Annotated in this window: 18 protein-coding genes; 5 read left to right on the top strand and 13 right to left on the bottom strand. The window is 60.4% G+C overall.

From position 1 onward, the window contains the following. Positions 1 to 110 precede the first annotated feature (110 nt). From ACIPIZ_RS10310 to ACIPIZ_RS10255, 12 genes are all read right to left on the bottom strand, one after another. On the bottom strand, positions 111 to 1,058 hold the full coding sequence (locus ACIPIZ_RS10310) for a peptidylprolyl isomerase (protein WP_401165190.1): 948 nt from the start codon (positions 1,056 to 1,058) through the stop codon (positions 111 to 113). Beyond that, the gene (locus ACIPIZ_RS10305; protein WP_401165188.1) at positions 1,055 to 1,525 is read right to left on the bottom strand and encodes a YbjN domain-containing protein; all 471 of its coding nucleotides are present in this window, start codon (positions 1,523 to 1,525) and stop codon (positions 1,055 to 1,057) included. The genes ACIPIZ_RS10310 and ACIPIZ_RS10305 overlap by 4 nt, the downstream gene beginning before the upstream one ends. A 30-nt stretch (positions 1,526 to 1,555) precedes the next feature. Continuing rightward, positions 1,556 to 2,185, bottom strand: a complete 630-nt coding sequence (locus ACIPIZ_RS10300; protein WP_122661239.1) for a DNA repair protein — start codon at positions 2,183 to 2,185, stop codon at positions 1,556 to 1,558. 17 nt (positions 2,186 to 2,202) lie between these two features. Then, on the bottom strand, positions 2,203 to 3,900 hold the full coding sequence (locus ACIPIZ_RS10295; RefSeq protein ID WP_401165186.1) for a putative porin: 1,698 nt from the start codon (positions 3,898 to 3,900) through the stop codon (positions 2,203 to 2,205). Between the two features lie 54 nt (positions 3,901 to 3,954). Next, positions 3,955 to 4,659: an energy transducer TonB gene (locus ACIPIZ_RS10290; RefSeq protein ID WP_401165184.1), complete on the bottom strand. Its 705-nt coding sequence runs from the start codon at positions 4,657 to 4,659 to the stop codon at positions 3,955 to 3,957. A gap of 3 nt (positions 4,660 to 4,662) precedes the next feature. After that, positions 4,663 to 5,088 (bottom strand): biopolymer transporter ExbD, encoded by a 426-nt coding sequence (locus ACIPIZ_RS10285; RefSeq protein WP_007915482.1) that lies wholly within the window; start codon positions 5,086 to 5,088, stop codon positions 4,663 to 4,665. A gap of 11 nt (positions 5,089 to 5,099) precedes the next feature. Continuing rightward, positions 5,100 to 6,896 carry a DUF2341 domain-containing protein gene (locus ACIPIZ_RS10280; RefSeq protein WP_401165182.1) on the bottom strand — a complete coding sequence of 599 codons (1,797 nt, stop codon included), beginning with the start codon at positions 6,894 to 6,896 and terminating at the stop codon, positions 5,100 to 5,102. A gap of 12 nt (positions 6,897 to 6,908) precedes the next feature. Beyond that, positions 6,909 to 8,507, bottom strand: a complete 1,599-nt coding sequence (locus ACIPIZ_RS10275) for a ShlB/FhaC/HecB family hemolysin secretion/activation protein (protein ID WP_401165180.1) — start codon at positions 8,505 to 8,507, stop codon at positions 6,909 to 6,911. 56 nt (positions 8,508 to 8,563) lie between these two features. Next, positions 8,564 to 9,166, bottom strand: coding sequence for a transposase (locus ACIPIZ_RS10270; RefSeq protein ID WP_401165272.1), 603 nt, complete (start codon positions 9,164 to 9,166; stop codon positions 8,564 to 8,566). Between the two features lie 270 nt (positions 9,167 to 9,436). Next, a complete protein-coding gene (locus ACIPIZ_RS10265; RefSeq protein WP_401165271.1) occupies positions 9,437 to 10,645 on the bottom strand; it encodes a DSD1 family PLP-dependent enzyme in 1,209 nt (402 codons plus the stop codon). A 71-nt stretch (positions 10,646 to 10,716) separates the two neighbouring features. After that, positions 10,717 to 12,048, bottom strand: coding sequence for a D-arabinono-1,4-lactone oxidase (locus ACIPIZ_RS10260; RefSeq protein ID WP_401165269.1), 1,332 nt, complete (start codon positions 12,046 to 12,048; stop codon positions 10,717 to 10,719). A 76-nt stretch (positions 12,049 to 12,124) separates the two neighbouring features. After that, positions 12,125 to 12,478, bottom strand: a complete 354-nt coding sequence (locus ACIPIZ_RS10255) for a cytochrome c5 family protein (RefSeq protein WP_064391033.1) — start codon at positions 12,476 to 12,478, stop codon at positions 12,125 to 12,127. Positions 12,479 to 12,880: 402 nt separating this feature from the next. Here ACIPIZ_RS10255 and ACIPIZ_RS10250 point away from each other — a divergent pair, with 402 nt between their 5' ends. The 5 genes from ACIPIZ_RS10250 (at position 12,881) to ACIPIZ_RS10230 (ending at position 19,039) form a co-directional block, all read left to right on the top strand. Further along, the gene (locus ACIPIZ_RS10250; protein WP_122661245.1) at positions 12,881 to 14,506 is read left to right on the top strand and encodes an NADP-dependent glyceraldehyde-3-phosphate dehydrogenase; all 1,626 of its coding nucleotides are present in this window, start codon (positions 12,881 to 12,883) and stop codon (positions 14,504 to 14,506) included. 130 nt (positions 14,507 to 14,636) lie between these two features. Continuing rightward, complete coding sequence (locus ACIPIZ_RS10245) at positions 14,637 to 14,987, top strand: DUF3302 domain-containing protein (RefSeq protein ID WP_105708053.1); 351 nt, start codon at positions 14,637 to 14,639, stop codon at positions 14,985 to 14,987. Between the two features lie 5 nt (positions 14,988 to 14,992). Next, complete coding sequence (locus ACIPIZ_RS10240; protein ID WP_064391030.1) at positions 14,993 to 15,952, top strand: HlyD family secretion protein; 960 nt, start codon at positions 14,993 to 14,995, stop codon at positions 15,950 to 15,952. Between the two features lie 61 nt (positions 15,953 to 16,013). Further along, the gene (locus ACIPIZ_RS10235; protein WP_177330963.1) at positions 16,014 to 17,054 is read left to right on the top strand and encodes an FUSC family protein; all 1,041 of its coding nucleotides are present in this window, start codon (positions 16,014 to 16,016) and stop codon (positions 17,052 to 17,054) included. 83 nt (positions 17,055 to 17,137) lie between these two features. Then, positions 17,138 to 19,039, top strand: a complete 1,902-nt coding sequence (locus ACIPIZ_RS10230) for an acyltransferase family protein (RefSeq protein ID WP_401165177.1) — start codon at positions 17,138 to 17,140, stop codon at positions 19,037 to 19,039. Here the strand turns inward: ACIPIZ_RS10230 and ACIPIZ_RS10225 are convergent. Continuing rightward, entirely contained in the window at positions 19,036 to 19,935 is a 900-nt protein-coding gene (locus ACIPIZ_RS10225) for a DMT family transporter (RefSeq protein ID WP_064391028.1), read from the bottom strand. The genes ACIPIZ_RS10230 and ACIPIZ_RS10225 overlap by 4 nt on opposite strands. Positions 19,936 to 19,961: the final 26 nt, after the last annotated feature.

The raw sequence follows: 19,961 nt of genomic DNA, 5'->3' as shown, positions 1-19,961 counted from the left end.
TAGGAGTGAGCCTGCTCGCGATAGCGGTGTGTCAGTCGACATTGCTTAACCTGACACACCGCTATCGCGAGCAGGCTCACTCCTACAGGGGGCTTGTGGTGACGGTGGGATTAGCGTTTTTCCTCTAGGACTTTGTTGAGTTCAGCGCCGTCGATGCTCAGTGTTGCGGTGTTGAGCATTCCGTCCAGATAGGCTTGGGCTATCTGCTCCTGGCGCTGCGCACGCAAGGCCTGGGTCAGTTGATCGCGCAGTTCATCGAGGGTTGCGGTGCGTGCAGGCTGTTGCTCGGTGAGTTTGATTACGTGAAACCCGGCCGCACTTTGGACGGGATCAGAGACTGCGCCGACCTTGAGCCGCGCCACAGCGCCTCGCACCTCCGGTACCAGTTGCTGCAACGGTTGCAGGCCACTATCACCGCCGCGTTCAGCGGTGACGCGATCCTGTGAATATTGAGTCGCCAGCGCGGCAAATTCTGCCGGCGTCGCCTGGGCTTTCTTGCTCAGTTCGAGCGCCTGCTTGCGCACCGATTCAAGATTCTGCGGATCATTCACCCCAAGGAAAATCTGACTGACCCGATACAGCGCCGGGGTCTGCCAGTTCGCCTTGCCGGCATCGTAGGCCTGCTGCAACTCGGCAGCACTCGGATAATCCGCCGGGACTTCACTGACCGAACGCAAGTAATCGCGAAAGACAATCTGCTCAGTCGCCGCACGAGTCTGCCGCGCAACCTCCGGGCGCTGCGCCCAACCCTGCGCATCAGCCTGCTCCAGCACCGCTTTCTCGGCCAGACGCGTGCGAATCCAGCGTTCCAGGGCCTCACGATTGCCGCGCAGTTGCTCGCGGGTTTCCGCTGGCACCGTCGCCAGCAACGCCTGAAGTTCCGCAGGGGTTACCTGCTGATTACCCAACCGCGCCACCGCCGGCCCCGCAGCAACCGCCGCCACTGGCGACGATTGCTGGGCGGCGACCGGGTCACTGCCCGGCCGCACCACCAGCGCCACGGCCACCACCAACAGCGCTACCGCAGCGGCGCTGATCACCATGGCAGGCTTTTTCACAGCGCGACTTCCTCTTCCTCGGCCACGGCGACTTTGCCGGTCTGCGCGCTGCCGTTCTGGGTGAAGTCACGCAGATAAACGATGAACTCCTGCAGCAGACGATCCCACAATTCCAGGTTGCCACGCAGGTGATCGTTGCTCACGCCCGCCGCCACGACCACGTCCATTTCCATCACCAGAAACTCGCCCTGCAACGACAACCGGGCAAAACGGCGCGTGGCGTTCCACTGCTCGGCCACACCCTGTGGCAACTCACCCTGCACCCGCAGCGCACAGCTGAACGTGAAATCGACGTAGCTGCCCTGCTCCACCGCCGGGTTGCCGAAACGTACGGCGTAACCAATGCCCTGGCTGGCGCTGAGCAACTGGACGATGCCGTTCTGTTCGGTCTGATTGACGCGATAACCGGCCGCTTGCAGGACGTCGGTCAGGGATTGTGGCGATACGTGGCTGATCAATTGAGTCATTGTTTCTTCCTTGTTTAGCAGTCTTTTAAATCAATGCGCGAGCGCGGCTTGCGGCGCGTCGAATTGAGTCTTGTAGAGCTCGTCACCGAACCCCTGAGCCAGTTCATCGAACTTGACCCGGGCGCTGCCCGCGAAGGGCTGGCGGATCTTCATCACCTCGGCCACGTCGATGTTTTCGTAGGCAGTGAGGATCTGTTTGGCGACGCCGTACATCTGCTGATTCTTGACTGAACATTGCTGCACTTGTGTGTCACGTTCAGTCAATTGCGCTTGAAGCTTAGACCGTTCTGCCTCTTTGGCGCGGGCCATGACCAGCAACTCGTCATAGGCCTTTTTGAACTTGCCGGTCTGCTCGGCGCTGGCTGCCACTTGCGCTTGCGCCTGGCTGTGCAGGCTCTGTTGCTGCCCGGCCAATTGCTCGGCAACGCCTTTGGCCTTGGCCAGCTCAGCGCTCAATTGCTTGATTTGCGCCTGCGCAGCCTTGGCTTCGTTTTGCGCCGCCAGTTGCGCGGCGCTGGCCTGGGCCTGCTGACTTTGCAGGGCCTGCAACTGTTGCGTGGTGCTGCGCAATTGCGTGCGCAGGCGTTCTTCCATGCCTTCGGCATGCGCTCCAGTGGCGATCAAAAGCCCGAGCCCGAGCCACACAAATCGCGTTTTCATAACCCTCTCCCGGCGCCTTAGAAGCGCGTGTTGATCTCAAGCTGCAAGACGTCGATGTCGAACGGCGCGCCGTACACCGCTTCGGTGCTCATCCAGCGACCGGTGGCATAAACGTTCTTCGCCAGACCGTAGTTGCCGCCAATGAAATAACCCTTGGCGTTGGTGCCGCCGAGGTGGAACGAGGAGTCGTTGAAGCCATCTGGCAAGGCATCCGGCTGGATGTACTTGTAGCCAGCGAACAGATTCCAGTCGCCCTGCTTTTTCAGGTCCAGCGCGCTGCCGAGGGTGAACTGCACCATCCACGCATTGGCGCCGCTTTCGATGTTGCCGTTGCTGTCGAGGTTGTTGACGATCTGCCCGGCGGAACGCTTGCGCATGTCGCCTTCGTCGTAGCTGAGGTTGTGGATGTAGTTGCCCTGGCTGCGCAGTTTGAAATCTTCTGGCAGGTCGGCGTCCCACACCACGTTCAAGTCCAGCAGATTGAATTCGGAAGCGAGGCCAACAAACTGCGGCTGCGGCGTGGTGCTCGGGTTGAGCGGGTTCGGCGTGATGTCACGCAGCAGGAACACGCTGTTGCCCTTCTGCATGAACGCCGTGCGGCTGCCGTCGCTGTCGCAGCCCGGCGCACCGGCCCACGGCTCGCAAGGGCTGGAGCGCTCGCCCTGAATGTCGTCGAAACGGTAGTACGCCAACGCGCCCTTCAAGCGGTTGTTGCTGTTGATCGCCCATTTGGCGCCGACTTGCGCGCCGTACAGCCACTTGTTGTCGCTCTCTTCCTTGTCGAAGCCGTTGCTGCTGGCGGTGTCGTTGGTGTAATCCACCGGGAACGCGCCGACGGTGCCGAACACCCCCCAATCGCGGTTGAGCTTGTGGTCGAAAATCGCCGCGACACCGTCGAAATTCAAGTCGTTGGAATAGAGCATGTCGGTGGACATGAACGGATTGGCGAAGCGCCCGCCGGTCAGGGTCAGCTCATCCGTCGGCTTCCAGTTGAGGTAGCCCTGATCGAGCCAGATGTCCTTTTTGGCGAAACCGCCGCCGAGGTTTTGCGTGGTCGACACCGGGTTGTTGTCCGAACCGGTGCCGATACGAATGCCGGCGGTCCATTGCGGCGAGATCTCGGCTTTCATGCCCAGCCGTGCGCGGATGCGGAACTGGTTGGTGCGTTCTTCGCGGGTGTTGAGCAGCGGTGGCAGACTGGTGCTGCTGTTCGGGTTGACGTCGTACGGGCCGTTGTTGTTGAGCTTGGCGAAGTCGACGATCTCGTTGCTGTTGCTGTCCGAGTAGTAGCGCGATTCGTTGCGCAAGCGAATGTCGCCGTCGAAACTGATGCGCGCAGCCCATTCCGGGAAGCTGTTGGGCGCGGCCCAGTTTTCCTGTTTGGCGGTGGCCATGACTTCGGCTTTGACCTGATCGCGGATCTGGTCACGCACTGCTGCCGGCACGTATTGCACGCGGACATCGCCCGGCGCCGCCACTGGCCCGGCCGCCACGGCGGTGGATGCCGCAGCCTGTTTGGCTTGGGCCGCTTCGTTCTGCGCCTGAGCGATCAGTGCGTCGGCCTTGTCCTGTTTCAGAATGCCCTGCTCGACCAGCAAGCGGATCAGATTGATCGTGGCGTTCTCCGAGGGCGCAGGCGCTGCCGCGGCCTGACCGACCAGGGTCGCAATGACCATGCCGACCGCCAGGGACAATCGATTCACGTTGGAAATCATCTGCACACAACTCCTTTTGGCAAAGCTTTAATGCTTGGCAATAAATAGGTTGAATTAACCCGGACGCCGCCCTTGCAGGGACAGGCGCACAGGCAAAGTGATGGAGGCCGGTGGCCGTTCGCTGAGCGCCGGGGCACCGCGCAGCGCCGCCAACACTTGGGTATCAATTTCGGGGTTGCCGCTGGACTTGATCAGTTCGACCCGGGTGATCTCGCCGACGCCGCTCAACCAGACATCGGCCTGCAACGAGAACGCGAGGTTGCGCAGCTCAGGGTTCTCGCGCAGCAAACGCTGGAAGGTGAACGCCAGAAACTGGCTGTATGTACCCGTGCCCAAACGTCCGCCACCCGCACCGGCCATGCCGCCACCCTTGCCCGCGCCGATGTTGAAGGCGTCGTTGCCGCTTTGAGCGTCACCGTCCATTTGCATCGGGTTGGCCAGATCTTCCGCTGGGGATGGCGGCGCTTCTTCCTCGGGCTTGACCTCTTCGGGTTCCGGCGTCGGCTCCGGCTCGACGACTTTTTCTTCCACCGGGGTTTCCGGCTCCGGCGGTTTTTCCGGCGGCGGTGGAGGCGGTGGCGGCAACGGAATGATCGTCGGCACCTTCGGCGCTTCACGACGAATACCGCTCATGTCGTTGGCCCACTGCCACAAAAACCACGCGGCGAGCGCGCCGATCAGCAAGCCGGCGCCCCACTTCGCATAACGCAGCGCTGGCTTTTTCACCGGCAGCGGCTCGATCGGGAGTTGTGCGGTCATGACTCAGCCCTGACTCGGTTTGCCGGTCACAAGACCGACCTGGGACAGTTCGAGCCGGCGCAACAGATCCAGCACTTCGATGACTTTCTGGTATTGCACCGTCGCGTCGCCGCGCACGATCACCGGGAAATCCGGGCTCTGCGCCTTCTCGATGCGCAGGCGTTCTTCCAGTTCAGCCAGCGTCACCGGGTAGGCGTCGAGGAACACCTGGCCGCCATCGTTGACCGAAATTGCCTTGGTCTTGGCCTCGGACAGCGACACCGAAGCGCTGGCCTTGGGCAAATTGATCTGGATCCCCGAGACCTGCGCGGTGGCGGTGAGGATGAACATCACCAGCACCACCATCAGCACGTCGACCAGTGGGGTGATGTTGATGCTGTCCACCGCTGCATCTTCGTCATCGTCGTGGGAGGCATTTACAGACGCCATGTCAGTGCTCCTCAGGCCGGTACGGAGTGGTTGGCGTGATGGCCGCGATGCGACGCCTCACTGAACTGGCTCTCGCCATGCATCTCCGCCAGGCGGGTGATGAACTCGTCGACGAACACGCGCATGTCGGCGCTGACTTCCTTGTTGCGGGTGATCAGGCGGTTGTAGCCAAACAGCGCTGGAATCGCGACGAACAGGCCCATTGCCGTGGCCAGCAACGCAGCAGCCATACCCGGGGCGATGGCGTTGATATTCACGTCACCGGCCATCGCCGTGCCGAGGAACACCACCATGATCCCCAGCACCGTGCCGAGCAGGCCGATGTAAGGGCCGCCGGCGATGGCGTTGGACAGGGTCGAAAGCTTCGAACTCAGTTGCTGGTTTTCGCGGGTACGCACGCCGTCCATCGAGCAGCGGATCGCTTCGATGGTCGCCGCTGACACCGACGAGGTATCGGCGCCCTGCTCGCGACGGGTGCGAATCTCTTTGACCGCCACCAAGTACAGACGCCACAGCGAGGAATGCTGCAAACGCTGGGCGAGTTGCGCGTCGTCGGCGAACATCTCCAGACGCGTGCCGACCTTGGCGAATTGCACGCGGAAGTCTTCGTTGGCAGCGCTGACGCGGCTGAGGCTGCGGTTCTTGCGCAGCATGATGATCCACGACTGGAACATCATCAGCACCAGCACGGCGATGATCACCCAAGCGTCGATTGGCACCGCGTTGAGCAGGAAGCCGAGGCTGCCGAAGCCAAAACCGGACTGTTCTTCGTCGACGCCGTAAGCGACCAGTTTCGACTCGGCGCCTTGGGAAGTAGCGTCCGCCAGCAACAGCGCTGCCGGGCGTGAAACCTTCGACAGGCGCAATTCATCGATAGCGCCCACAAAAGGCTGGAACGGGCCTTCATGCACGTCAGCGCCGATGGCCATGACTGAGTTGAAAGCCGGCATCGCCTGCGCGAGCGTGGCAGCTTCGCGACCGTTGATGAACAGGGTCACTTTCGAGCCTTCAGCGGTGAGTGCGACGTGTTGCCATTGGCCCGGGTTCAGCGCTTGCGTGGCGACGGCGCGTTGGCCATCGATTTCCACAAACGGTACGCCTTGATTCGCACCGATCAGCAGACTGTTGGCGCCTTCACGACGGGCGAGAATCAGTTGTTCGCCACTGGCCTGATCCAGACGCAGCCAAGCACTGAAGGTGAACGCACTGCCGGCGTTGTGTTGCAACGAAGGGCTGGCCGGCAGCAACAACGGCTGGCCGCTGAACTGCAAGGCGCGCCCTACTACACCGTCAATCGCAGCGCCGGTCGCGCTTTGTGCGGTATTACCGTAAGCGGTGGTGTCTTTGGCCGGGGTGCCGGTGGCGCCGTCGAAGTGATAAAGCGCGGTGTAATTCGGGTCGAAAGTCAGTTGGCCGTTGCCGGTCGCCGGGGCCTTCTGATTGCCGTAGTACATCCAGATGTCCTGACGCTGCCCGCCCTCGACATTCGGCACATCGACCCAGATCAGCGCCATGCCCATCAGCGCGTCGAAGCTTTCGATCTGGTGGTTGAGCACGGTTTTGTCATCGGCGGCGACAAAGCGCAGGTCCGAACCGTCCTCCTTCACGCCATCGAAGGTGAAGTTGCCGGTGTGCAGACGCACCAGCAGCGCGGTGCGGCCAAGGGCCTGATTGATCGCCGCGCCTTGTGGCGTGGTGTCGACGGCAATCTGTTTGCGGTAGTGCCAGTCGTCCTGCCACCAGGCCTGAGCCGTGGCCGGGAGCACGAAGCCCAGGCAGATCAACAACGAAAGAATGAGGCGCTGCATGAACGTGCTCCTTTAGAAAGTGGCTTGAAGGTTGAAGTGCAGGCGCGATTCCTGTTTCGAGGTGCTCGGCCCTTCGAGTAGCGGGTAGCCCCAGTCGAGGCTGCCGGACAGCCATTTGCTCAGGCTGGCGCGGGTGCCGAGGCCGACGCTGGCCAGGGCGTAATTGGCGTCCTGATCCGGCAGTTCGTCGCGCAGATACAACTGCGCGCCCTCGGCGAAGGCGTAGAAGCGCCAGTCCTGCATCCATGTGCCGGCGTACTTGGCCAGCGACGGCGTGCGCACTTCCTGGCTGAGCAGCACGCCGTCATCGCCGGTGCGTTCGGCGGCCAGATAACCGCGCACCGAAGTGGCGCCACCGGCAGAGAATTGTTCGTTGGAAACCAACGGCCCGGAGGCGAGCTGGAACGCGGCTTTGCTTGCGCTCTGCCAGTCGCTGTCGAAGGTCCAGGTGTAATTGGTATCGCCCTTGAGCACGGCGAAACTCGGTTTGGCGCGGTAGCGTTTGTAGTCGAAATCTTCGTCGGAGCTGCCGTAGCCGAAGATGCTGCGGGTCGCGGCAACCAGGCTCAGGCCGAGGCCGAGCTGACTCTTTTCGCTGTAGCGATAGCCGTTGTAGGCGAAGGTGAACGGCGCGTATTGCAGGGGGACTTTGTCGCTCTCGCCGGACAGGGTCAGGCGTTCGTCGAAATCCTTGAAGTCGATGCCGGCCGACAGCGAGTTCGACCAGTTGCCGCTGGAGGGCAGCGTGTAGATCGCCGATACACCGTAGCTGTGGCCCTTGCCGAGCACGTTGCTGCCGCCGATGGTGGCGACGTTGCTGTCGGACTGGTAACCGGAGAACTGCACGCTCCAGCGCTCGGTCAGCGGCGCGGTGTAGGAGCCGGACCAGACCTTGGCATTGTCGGTTTCCTGCGGCGCGGTGAAGAACGTCAGGTTGACGCTATGGCCGAGTTGCCAGAGGTTGTTGTAGCCGAGGCTGGTGACGGTGCGCAGCTTTTCCGTGTCGGCGCTGTAGTCGTTATTGAGGCCGACGCTGGCGGTCCACGGGTTCTGATCTTCGACCTGCAGATCGACGTCCATGGTGCCGGGGCGCTGACCTTCGCGCACCAGCGGCATCACTTGCCGGCCCGGGGTTTTGTTGAGCTGCGCCAGTTCGCCCTGAACCTTGGCGAAGTCCGGCACCTCGCCTTCTTTCAGCGCCGGGACGTCGTCGCGGATGTCCAGCGGCGAATAGTGTTTGGCGCCGACCACACGCACGCGGCCGACCTTGGTTTCACTGACTTGCAGATAGACGATGCCATCGGCGACGGCTTGCTCCGGCAGCTCGACGAACACGGATTGATAGCCGCGTTGCTGATAGGCCTTCTGCAAGGCATCCCGTGCGCCTTCGATATCGGTGAGGGCTTTTTGCGGGCCTAGGAACGGGTACACCGCTTCTTCAATCGCCCGCGCGTCGAGCACGGTGTTGCCGCGCACGAAGTATTCGTTGACGTCGACCAGACGCTGGGCCGCCGCGTTTTCGGCAGCCTCTTCGGCCAATGCCGGCTGCGCGCCCGCCGTCACCAGCAGCCAGCCCCACAGCGCCAGCCGTGACTTGAAAATCGGTTCCACACTACCCCCTGAATTCGCGATGACCTGTTGGCGTTTCGAACGCCGCGTGTATGGCGTCAATTGCTGGCTGTCGAGGCACAGGCGTGCTTGCCCAGCCACGTGTGCAAAAGCGCGAAGTTCAGCGAGAACTCGGGCATTTGCAGCAACGCGCCGCAGAACACTTCGCCGATGATTTTTTGAATGAGCAGCACCGCCCGTGGCTCGTTGAGCAGCGTGGCGATGTCGCGACTGAGGGCGTTGAAGCTCCAGACTTTCTGGTTCAGACCAAGACCGACGAACCAGCGAAACAGCAGGTTGTAATTGAGCTGTTCATACAGTTGCTGTTCGCTGGGCACCGAATACAGCAGTTGCAGAAGCAGAATGTGCATGACCGTTTGCGCGGGGATCAGCATGCCGGGCTGGGCATTGAGGTCGTGCAGAAGGCTTTGGTGGGCGTCGAGCAGATCATCGATCTGCGGGCGCAACAGAACCAGCGAATGCCCCGGCGGAATGTAGCTGGACACCTCTTTCAAGGCGCCTTGCCAGTCATCCTGCGAGACGATCCAGACCCACGGCGCGCCGTAGCGGTACACCGAAACCGGCTTCTTGCGCGCGGCTTCGACGATCTTCGACAGGCGTTGATCGAGTTCCTGCATGCCCACTTTCGAGTAGCGTTCCATAGTCCCCATTGCCTCACTCCCGGCGTCCCGCCTCGGCTTGTGAAAAGCGCCCCGTTGGGCTCCTCAAGCGCGTTACATAGGCATGACCGGACTGGCGATGTGCTACCGAACTTTTGTCATAAAAGCTTCATTACCGCGTATGGGTGTACACACATCCAATGTAGGAGTGAGCCTGCTCGCGATAGCGGTGTGTCAGCCAAATAAATATCAACTGACAGGACGCTATCGCGAGCAGGCTCACTCCTACAGGGGATTGGTGGTGATTTTGGGTCAGGTGTAGACGGGCCAGGTGTCGACGATTTTGCCGTTGCGCACGGCGAGCAGATCGCCGAATTGCAGGAGCACGGCTTCGGTCTGGGTCGGGCGCAGGAAGACTTGATCTTCTATCGTCAGGCCGACGGCGTTGGAGCCATTGACCATCTCTTGGTTGGAACTGCGTCCGTAGACGCTGTTGCTCTGTAAACCCTGGGGCGATTCGAATTCGGCCATCCAGTTGCCGCCATAGATGAAGAAAGTCTGGCGCTGGTTCTGGTCCCACCACGAAAACAGCTTCGACTTGTCATCCAGCGCCGGAATGTTCACCGCGCCGGTGCTTTTCAACACCGGCGTGGCGATGTAAGTCGCGGGTACGTGCTCGACCAGCGATGGCAAATCATAGTGCGTCGGTTTGAGCATCGCCGTGCCCACGGAAACCTCGGTACTCAGTTTCTCGTTTTCATGAATGCGATAACTCGGACTGCCAGCGGTATTCAGGCACAAGCCGTCATGCCACAACGCCGGAAACTGCTGTCGGGTGAAATCCACGCAGCGCTGATAAATCACCATGACCTTGGCGAACAGTTCTTCCGGTGCGCCAAGGATCCCCGGCACGCCCATGCCCACGAACGGGTCGTAGCCCATGAACCCGGCGAACTCCAGATGCTGCGGATTGGCGCTGATCAGCGTGAGCATTTGGCCCAACACATTCACATCACTGACGCCGCCGCGATGCAGGCCGACGTCCAGTTCGATGTTGATGCGCATCCTTGTGCCTAACCCCTGAGCCAGCGCGAGGTATTGCTGCAAACGCTGCGGCCCGTCGAGCAGCCATTGCAGTTGCTTCGCGGGATCAAACGGACCTTTGTGGGTTTGGTAGAACAGCTCTGCCGAGCGCACCGGCAAAGGTTTGCCAAGCAGAATGTCGGACTGCGGAAACACCTGCGCATCGTGATTGAGAAACGGCTGATGGAACGACATCAATTTTTGCGTCCCGGCACGTTGGGCGATGTAGCTCAACAGCCCCGGCGATGGCAGCGACTTCTCCACCAAACGCGATTGCTTGCCACCGCGTTTGACCGACTGCATCACCACATCGATGTTGTGGTCGAGGCGATCCAGATCAATCAGCAGCACCGGACGCATCGGCCCCTTTTCCTTTAACTCGTTGTTCAGCGCCCGGAAGTATTCGCTGTACGGCGCGCCACGATCCCCCGGCCGCAGCCAAGCGCCAACGCCCACCAACAAAGCGCCGACGCCCAACGTACCCAACAGGAAATTACGTCGATTGACCGTCATAAGCTCATCCCCAAAATCGACGACAAATGCGCATTGAGAAAGCGCCCGTTCGGATCGAGCGCCTGTCGCACATCGACAAACTCACGCCAGCGCGGATACAGCGGCTGCAGGGTTTGCGCGTTGAGCGTGTGCAACTTGCCCCAGTGCGGGCGGCCGTTGTACTTCCAGAAAATCGGCTCGACCGCTGCGAAGAAATTGTGATGGTCCATCTGATAATGCTGGTGCACCGAGATCGAACAGCTGTCGCGGCCCTCGAACATGCTCAGCGGGATATCGTCAGCCTTGACGTAGCGGTACTCGATGGGAAACCAGGTGCGCAGGTCCTTGTCCTGGATCAGCTTGAGAATCTCGCGCAGGCAGGCCGGCCCGTGTTCGGCGGGCACCGAATATTCCATCTCGTTGAAACGCACGGTGCGCACGTTGGCGTAAATGTCGAACGAGTCGCCGATGCGATCATCGAAACTGGCCAGATGGCGCAAGCTGTTGAGCAGCGTGCGGCGCAGGTCGGGGAAGTCGCTGCCGTACTTGTCGATCTTCTCGATCAGGCTGACAAACTCGTTGCCGCCCTCCTCTTCAGGCGGGATCGGCGGCGTCGCCGGTTCGTCGGTTTCGTTGAGGGCGATGGACAAGGCGTAGTCGGAATGGGTGACGACGAGCATTTCCCAGTGCTGGTTTTCGCGGGTGTTCCTGTCGAGGTCTTCGAGCAGTTCTTCGGTCTTGGCGATCCACTGGCGTTCGCGCAGGCGATAGGCCGGGCGGTTTTGCAGGCGGATTTTCGTCGCCACGCCGAGGGCGCCGAGGGAAACCCGTGCGGCATTGAATACTTCAGGGTGACGCTGACTGTCGCAATCCAACACTTCGCCATTGGCGGTGACCAGTTGCAGCCCGCAGACGTGGGCCGAGTAGGACTGGAAGTTTTTCCCGGTGCCGTGGGTCGACGTGGCAATGGCTCCGGCGAGGGTCTGGTAATCGATGTCAGCCATGTTTTGTAGGGCCTGGCCGATGTCTTTCAGCGGCTGGCCCATGCGTGACATCGGTGTGCCGGCGGCGAATTCGGCTTGCAAGGTTTTCCCATCGTGATTGAGCAAACCGTTGAAATAGCTCAGCGACAACAGCGTGCCATCGGTGGGCACCAACGCACTGAAGGAATGCGCCGAGCCGACCGGGCGGATCTTGCCCTGCGCCTGCTGGATAGCGGTCACCAGCTCATCGAGATTTTTCGGTGCCAGCCGCGCTGCTGGCAGGCAGCTCTGCCCACCCGACCAGTTGCGCCACGGAATCAACCTTGGTGCGCGCATCAATTGGCCCAATGCCGGGTGACTTGCCAACGCGCTGAATGCGCCAACGATGCTTGCTCGCTGCAACAACTGACGCCGAGTCAGATCCATGGTCATGCCGGGCACCTTATTCTGGGAGGGGCTGGTCGGCCATGAAGCCGATCAATTGCACAAACTGTTCTTGCGAGCATTCGACGCACTGGCCCATCGGCGGCATGCCGTTGTAGCCGTTGATGGCGTGGTCGAGGAGCGTGTCGGTGCCCTGCTGGATGCGCGGTTCCCAGGCCTTGCGGTCGCCGGTCAGCGGCGCGTTGGCAGCGGGGTTGGCGTGGCAGAGCTGGCAGCTGTTGGTGTAGATCTGCGCCAGTGCCGGGTCGTTGGGCATGGCGTTATGGGTGGTGACCGGTGGTTTGGGATCTTCGCCGCAGCCAGGCAGCGCCACGGCCAACGCCAGCATTAGAGTGAGTCGAATTGCCCGCATAACGGCCTCGCTTACTGTTGTGTTCACACCTTAAGGCAGCGGCTGCAACGGGTTGAGGGCATTGCGGGACAGCGAGGGGGGCATCCGGGGACATGACTTCTATGTAGGAGCCGCCGAAGGCTGCGATCTTTTGATCGATGATCGTTCCCACGCTCTGCGTGGGAATGCCTCAAGGGACGCTCCGCGTTCCAATGGGACGCAGAGCGTCCCGGGCTGCATTCCCACGCGGAGCGTGGGAACGATCAATCATAAACAAGAGTTCTCGCATGTTCTTTGAAGCTCTGCTGTGCGCGTTTGCGTGACATTCGGGTGACATTTGCGGGTTTAAATTGCGGCGCATTCAGGCGTATAACCTGTGAAGGCTTTTTGATCTGCATACGGACATCAACACGGGGTAGCGACATGACCACAGCAAACATCCTTGGCAATCTGTTCCCTTCTGTCAGCGACATCCCGGAAAAATACCGCCTCGACGGTCAGGTCGAGCAACGCGAATATCTCGTCGACGGCCAGTTGCGCCGCTGGGACGGCCCGCTCGCCACCGTGCGCAGCCCGGTCTATCTGAAAGGTGACAACGGCGACGAACAAGTGATCCTCGGCAGCACGCCACTGCTCGATGCCGACACCGCCCTCACCGCGCTCGACGCCGCCGTGCGTGCCTACGACCGGGGCCAGGGCCTGTGGCCGACCATGCGCGTGGCCGAACGTATCCAGCACGTCGAAGCCTTCCTCGGCCGCATGCGCCAGCAGCGCGATGCGGTGGTGAAGTTGCTGATGTGGGAAATCGGCAAGAACCTCAAGGATTCGGAAAAAGAGTTCGACCGCACCTGCGATTACATCGTCGACACCATCAATGCGCTCAAGGAACTCGACCGCCGCTCCAGCCGGTTCGAGCTGGAACAGGACACTCTCGGCCAGATCCGTCGCGTGCCATTGGGGGTGGCGCTGTGCATGGGGCCTTACAACTATCCGCTGAACGAAACCTTCACCACGCTGATCCCGGCACTGATCATGGGTAACACCGTGGTGTTCAAACCGGCCAAGCTCGGCGTGCTGCTGATTCGTCCATTGCTGGAAGCGTTCCGCGACAGCTTCCCCACCGGCGTGATCAACGTGATATACGGCAGCGGCCGCGAAACCGTCAGCGCGCTGATGGCCAGCGGCAAGATCGACATCTTCGCCTTCATCGGCACCAACAAGGCTGCCAGCGATCTGAAGAAACTCCACCCAAAACCGCACCGCTTGCGTGCTGCGCTGGGTCTGGACGCGAAAAACCCCGGCATCGTCTTGCCGGAAGTCGATCTGGACAATGCCGTCAGCGAGGCCGTGACCGGTTCGCTGTCGTTCAACGGCCAGCGCTGCACCGCGCTGAAAATCCTCTTCGTCCATGAAGATGTCGTCGACAGTTTCATCGAAAAATTCAACGCGAAGCTGGCCACTCTGAAACCGGGCATGCCGTGGGACAGCGGTGTGTCGCTGACGCCGCTGCCGGAATCAGGCAAGGTCGATTACCTGCACGGTCTGGTGGCCGATGCGCGCAGCAAAGGCGCCGAAGTGGTCAACCCCAATGGTGGCGAATCCCGCGAGTCGTTCTTCTACCCGGCAGTGCTGTACCCGGTAAATCCGCAGATGCGTGTCTATCAGGAGGAACAGTTCGGCCCCGTGGTGCCGATCGTGCCGTACCGTCATCTCGATACGGTGATCGATTATGTGCTGGAGTCGGATTTCGGTCAGCAGTTGAGCATCTTCGGCACCAACCCAGTGGCCGTCGGGCGTCTGGTCGATACTTTCGCCAATCAGGTCGGCCGTATCAACCTCAACGCGCAGTGCCAGCGCGGGCCGGACACTTACCCGTTCAACGGCCGCAAAAACTCCGCCGAAGGTACGCTCTCGGTGCACGATGCGTTGCGGGTGTTCTCGATCCGTACGCTGGTGGCAACCAAGTTCCAGGACAGCAACAAGGATCTGATCAGCGAGATCATTCGCGGGCGTGATTCGAGCTTCCTGACCACCGATTACATCTTCTGATCCACGGTCTCCCGAATCGTGAATAAGCAAGAAGGCGAGCCCGTGCGGTTCTGATCCAAAGTCGCCAAGCGCCCGGCAAATCAGTGTCTACACTGATGCCAGCACTGTGCTGGATGCCGGGAGCTTGACCATGCTGGATTACTTTGCGCTAGGGGTTTTGGTGTTTGCCGGGCTCGTACTGTTTTACGGGATCATCGTGTTGCACGACATTCCCTATGAAATTGCCGTTCATCGTAAACACCCGCATCAGGATGCAATCCATGCCACTGGCTGGGTCAGTCTATTCACGCTGCATGCGCTCTGGCCTTTCCTGTGGATCTGGGCGATGGCCTATCGAGAAGATCGCGGTTGGGGCTTCGGTGACGGTAAATCCGTGCAAAACCATGTGGTTCGCCTGGAGCAACAGGTGGTCGAACTGCAAGGACGCCTCGAACGACTCGAAGCGCTGAATGCCACCGCCCCCCAAAACCGGGAGGGCTGAACGCCATGGATCTGCTGCTCATCCTGACTTACGCCGCGTTCTGCGTCGCAGTGTTCAAGATCTTCCGTATCCCGCTGAACAAATGGACGGTGCCCACCGCCGTACTGGGCGGCATCCTGATGATCGGCGCCCTGATTTTCACCATGAACTACAACCATCCCTACTCCGAGGTGGCGCGCACTTACTTCGTGTCTGTGCCGGTAATTCCCATCGTCAGCGGCCAGGTGATCGACGTGCCGGTGAAGGGTAACGAGCCGCTGGAAAAAGGCGATGTGCTGTTTCGCATCGACCCTACACCGTTTGAAAACCGCATGAAGTCGCTCAAAGCGCAACTGGTGGCCGCCAAGGGTGATCGCTATCGCATCACCGAACTGATCCGGCGCAACTTCGGCACCCAGCGAGAGCTGGACGCCGCCATCGCCCGCACCGATGATCTGCAAGCGCAACTGGATAACGCCCAGTTCGAGCTGGACAACACCACCGTCCGCGCGCCGAGCAAAGGCTTCGTCACCCATGTTTCGCTGCGTCCGGGAATGATGGCGAGCAAGTTGCCGTTGCGTCCCTCAATGGTGTTCATTCCCGAGGAAGGCCAATACTTTGCCGCGTGGATGCGCCAGAACAGCCTGCTGCGCCTGACCGTCGGTGATGAGGCGGAAGTCGCGTTCGACGGCATTCCCGGCAAGGTGTTCGCCGGTCGGGTGAAAAACGTCATCGGGGTGATTGCCGAAGGTCAGGTGCAGCCTTCCGGCACGCTGATCGGCTACACCGGTTCGCCGCCGGCCGGGCGTGTGCCGGTGATCATCGAAATCACCGATCCGGAATTCGCCCAGTACAGCAAGCTAATGCCGGGCGGCGCTTACGGGCAGGCCGCGTTGTACAGTCAGCACTTCCACCACATTGGCACGATGCGCAAAATCCTCCTGCGTATGGCAGCATGGATGAATTACATTTTCCCTTTCCATTGATCTGAAGCCCAATCACGAGAGGCCCGCACTGAGTACTTACAGCACCCATCGACTTCCGCCCTTGCTGCGCCGTGTCCTGCGTCCGTTGCTTGATCCTTATCGACGCTACCGGCACGCGCGGCTGATTCATGCAGTGCGCGTGGCCCTCGGGTTGCTGGCAACGATCCTGCTGACCACCGGCATCAACCTGCCCCACGGTGAGTGGGCCTCGGTGACCATGCTGGTGGTGATCGGCGGTTTGCAGCACCACGGCAACATCGGCAAAAAAGCCGCCGAGCGCGCCACCGGCACATTGATCGGCGCCGGCGTCGGTTTGTTGCTGGTGGCGCAGCAGGCGTGGCTCGGCATGCCGTGGCTGACGTATTTTGCGATGGCGGTGGTCTGCGGTTTTTTTTCTTATCACGCGATTGGCAAAGGGGGTTATACCGCCCTGCTCTCGGCGATCACCGTGTTCATTGTTGCCGGGCATGGCGACAATCCGATCACCGACGGCTTGTGGCGCGGCGTCGACATTCTGATCGGCATTGCCCTCGCTCTGGCCTTCTCTTTCGCTCTGCCGCTGTACGCCGTGTACTCGTGGCGCTACAACCTCGCCGACGCCTTGCGCGATTGCGCCACGGTGTACGGCCGCATCATCAGCGGCCAGGCGGTGAGCGCCGATGAGCATTTGAAGCTGATGAGCCGCTTGGGTGCCGTGATGGTGCAGCTGCGTTCGCTGATGCCATCGGTGTCCAAGGAAGTGAAGATTTCCATGACCGAGCTCGATGCCATCCAGCGCAACCTGCGCATGTGCATCAGCACGCTGGAGATCCTCGGCAATACCCGGCCAGACACCAACGACCCACAGGCCATGGCCCATCTGCGAACCGCGTTGAAGTCTGAACACCGACAGATTCGTGTGCAATTGATCGGCATGGCGCGGGCCTTGAAGACCGGTGCATCACAACGGCTGGAGCGCCCGCTGGAGTTGCCCGACGCCAGCCTTGATGCACCGGTCTACAGCACGCTGGATGGCTATCGCCTGTTGACCCGGCAACTCGCCGCCAACATCGGCGAGATGCGCCAGCGCCTGGCGCTAACGGCGCCACGCTGGAACATCTGAGCAGCGCCGGATAATTTCCATGTAACAAAGCCGACAGGATCATTACAATGCGCCATCACAGTGGACGTGTCATGGATGCATAAATGCAATTCAGGAAGAATATCAATGCTTTACGGGCGCTTGCCGTTCTCGCGGTAGTGCTTTTTCACTTCAGGATTCCGGGCTTTGACGGCGGTTTTGTCGGCGTTGACATATTCTTCGTAATCTCCGGTTTCCTGATGACGGGGATCATCGTCACGGGTTTGCAGCAACGAAACTTCTCCCTTCTCGGCTTCTATGCATCTCGTGCCCGACGCATCATTCCGGCGCTGCTGACCCTGTGTATCGCGCTGCTGATCTTCGGCTACGTGTACCTGCCGCTGGATGATTTTCGCGAGACGATTCGCACGATCAAGAGCAGCCTGCTGTTCAGTTCCAATTTCCTCTTCGCCAAAGACGGCAATTACTTCGACGCACCGCTGCACGAGAACTGGTTGCTGCACACCTGGTCGCTGTCGGTTGAGTGGCAGTTCTACCTGCTTTACCCCCTTCTGATGATGGGGCTGTGCAAATATTGTGGCGAGCGCACAAGCAAAATCGCCTTGGTCGTGCTGGCGGCCATCTCGCTCGGTGCTTCGGTTTACTTGAGTAAAACCCACCCGGTTTTTGCCTTTTACATGCTGCCCACCCGCGCCTGGGAGATGATCGTCGGCGGTCTGGCCTTTGTTTTTCCTCTGGTTCTCAGCCGCCGCAACAGTGCGCTGTGTGAGGGAACTGGACTCCTGGCGATCGCCCTCAGCGTTACGTATTTTTCGGAAGAAGATCTTTGGCCGGGTTATCTCGCCCTGCTACCAGTGATCGGTACCCTGCTGGTGATCTACAGCAACCGCCAGTCGCTCTTCAGTCGCAATGAAATCCTGCAATTCACCGGCAGCATTTCCTACTCCGTCTACCTCTGGCACTGGCCGCTGGTGGTGCTTCTGTATCTGTGCGGACTGTTGAGCAGTTGGCCGCATGTGCTGGGCGCCATCGCTATTTCACTGTTGCTCGGCGCCGTCTCCTACTACTGGGTCGAATCGAAGGTCAGCAGAACAAGTACCGCACCACGCACACTGTTCAAGTTTGCCTCGCTGATCGTCGGCGTTATCGGTTTTTCGGCCGCAACCTCCTCGCTGGTGAAGCAATACCCGGATGCCCGCCTGGCATTTGTCGACCTCGGTCAGCCCGAATACACCAGCAAACTGTATCCACAAGAGTGCTATCCCAACCGCTACGCTGCGGCTGACTGCAAATTGGGCACAGGTGAAATCTCGGTGATTCTGTTCGGTGACAGTCACGCGCAATCCACCGCTGCCGCCGTACAGATGAGTAATCCGCAAGCCGCACTGTCCTGGTCGCGCGGCGGCTGCCCGCCCTTGCTGAACTTCGAAATGCGCGACAAGGACCTGCAAGACAAATGCCGTGCCTTCAACGATGAAAAGCTGCGCGTCTTGAAGACTGACTTCCCGGGCGTTCCGGTAGTGCTGTTCAGCCGCGCCGCGCTGTATGCCGATCCTGGGAGAAGCAACAATTACCGCATTCACTTTCCGGACAGCCCGCATTCTGGCGATGCAGCTTTTGTCGACGCCTACATCGCCGAATACAGCAAGACCGTTTGCTCGATTGCCGAAAACCACCCGGTTTACATCGTCAGGCCGATCCCGGAAATGCCCTTCAGCGTCTACAAAGGCCTGAATCTGAACCAACGCCTGTTCCGGCAGAACGCCGATATTTCGATCACGCTGAGCGAGTATGAAAAACGCAACAGGATCGCCAACTACACCATTGAGGCAGCCGCCAAACGCTGCCATGCAACGGTGATCGATCCGACGCCGTACCTTTGCCCGGCAGGTACTTGTATGGGGTCCAGGGACGGCGTGGCCTGGTACTTCGATGACAACCATTTGGTGGATGCCGGTAACCAACAGTTGAAAGGTCTGTTCAAGGAACTGATCAAGGCCATTTAGGGCCGCGCAGCCACCGCGGCCCGGGATTTCACGCCCCACCCCTGTTGCATGCCGGCCGCCGCCAGCAGGATCGCTGCCACCCCGAGCCATTGCAGGGTTTCCAGGCGATGGCCAAAGGCAAACCAATCGACGAAGATCGCCGCGATCGGGTAGATAAACGACAGTGCACCGGTCAACGCCGTCGGCAGTTTCTGGATCGCGCCATACAGCAACACATACATCAGGCCGGTGTGGACGATGCCCAGCGTCACCAGACTGGCCCAGGCACCGGGGACTTGCGGCAGCGCAGAAAAGTGCGCAAACGGGGCGAGTAACAACACGCCGGTGCACACTTGAACCAGTGCGATCAGGTGGGGCGGTGTGCCCGTCAGGCGCTTGATGATCAGCGCCGCAATCGCATAGAGCAACGCCGCGCCCAATGCCAGGCCGATGCCCAGCAGGTAGTCGTTGCCGCCCTCGCCTTGCGTACCATGGGCACTGACAATCGCCAGCATGCCGATAAACGAAATCGCCAGCCAGAACAGCTTCTGCAAGGTGATTTTCTCGCCCAGAAACAGCGCCGCCAAACCGACCAGCATGAACGGCTGCACGTTGTACACGGCCGTGCCGATGGCTATCGAAGCGCGCGAATAAGAAGCAAACAACAGCACCCAGTTACCGACAATCGCTACACCACTGAGCACCGCCAGCAAGAACGTCGTGCGGGTCAGAATACCCGGACGCAAAAAGCCGAAGGCCGCGCAAATCAGCAGCAAGGTGCCTGCGCCGAACACACAGCGCCAGAACACCACGTCGAGCACCGGTTGCCCGGACACCAGGACGAACCAGCCGATCGTCCCAGAGATAAGCATGGCCGCGGTCATTTCAAATGTGCCGCGACGGATTGGGTTGTCCATCATCAATCTCCTGAGCATTTGCTGAA

Source organism: Pseudomonas sp. NPDC087690 (genome assembly GCF_044743175.1).
Taxonomy (GTDB): domain Bacteria; phylum Pseudomonadota; class Gammaproteobacteria; order Pseudomonadales; family Pseudomonadaceae; genus Aquipseudomonas.
The sequence above is the reverse complement of the archived record's forward strand: the minus strand, read 5'-3'. Positions and strand labels throughout refer to the sequence as shown.

Coding starts and splice junctions, on each gene's coding strand:
- ACIPIZ_RS10305 (WP_401165188.1), bottom strand. CDS start 1,525: ATGACTCAATTGATCAGCCACGTATCGCCACAATCCCTGACCGACGTC.
- ACIPIZ_RS10300 (WP_122661239.1), bottom strand. CDS start 2,185: ATGAAAACGCGATTTGTGTGGCTCGGGCTCGGGCTTTTGATCGCCACT.
- ACIPIZ_RS10295 (WP_401165186.1), bottom strand. CDS start 3,900: ATGATTTCCAACGTGAATCGATTGTCCCTGGCGGTCGGCATGGTCATT.
- ACIPIZ_RS10290 (WP_401165184.1), bottom strand. CDS start 4,659: ATGACCGCACAACTCCCGATCGAGCCGCTGCCGGTGAAAAAGCCAGCG.
- ACIPIZ_RS10285 (WP_007915482.1), bottom strand. CDS start 5,088: ATGGCGTCTGTAAATGCCTCCCACGACGATGACGAAGATGCAGCGGTG.
- ACIPIZ_RS10280 (WP_401165182.1), bottom strand. CDS start 6,896: ATGCAGCGCCTCATTCTTTCGTTGTTGATCTGCCTGGGCTTCGTGCTC.
- ACIPIZ_RS10270 (WP_401165272.1), bottom strand. CDS start 9,166: ATGGAACGCTACTCGAAAGTGGGCATGCAGGAACTCGATCAACGCCTG.
- ACIPIZ_RS10255 (WP_064391033.1), bottom strand. CDS start 12,478: ATGCGGGCAATTCGACTCACTCTAATGCTGGCGTTGGCCGTGGCGCTG.
- ACIPIZ_RS10250 (WP_122661245.1), top strand. CDS start 12,881: ATGACCACAGCAAACATCCTTGGCAATCTGTTCCCTTCTGTCAGCGAC.
- ACIPIZ_RS10245 (WP_105708053.1), top strand. CDS start 14,637: ATGCTGGATTACTTTGCGCTAGGGGTTTTGGTGTTTGCCGGGCTCGTA.
- ACIPIZ_RS10240 (WP_064391030.1), top strand. CDS start 14,993: ATGGATCTGCTGCTCATCCTGACTTACGCCGCGTTCTGCGTCGCAGTG.
- ACIPIZ_RS10230 (WP_401165177.1), top strand. CDS start 17,138: ATGCAATTCAGGAAGAATATCAATGCTTTACGGGCGCTTGCCGTTCTC.
- ACIPIZ_RS10225 (WP_064391028.1), bottom strand. CDS start 19,935: ATGGACAACCCAATCCGTCGCGGCACATTTGAAATGACCGCGGCCATG.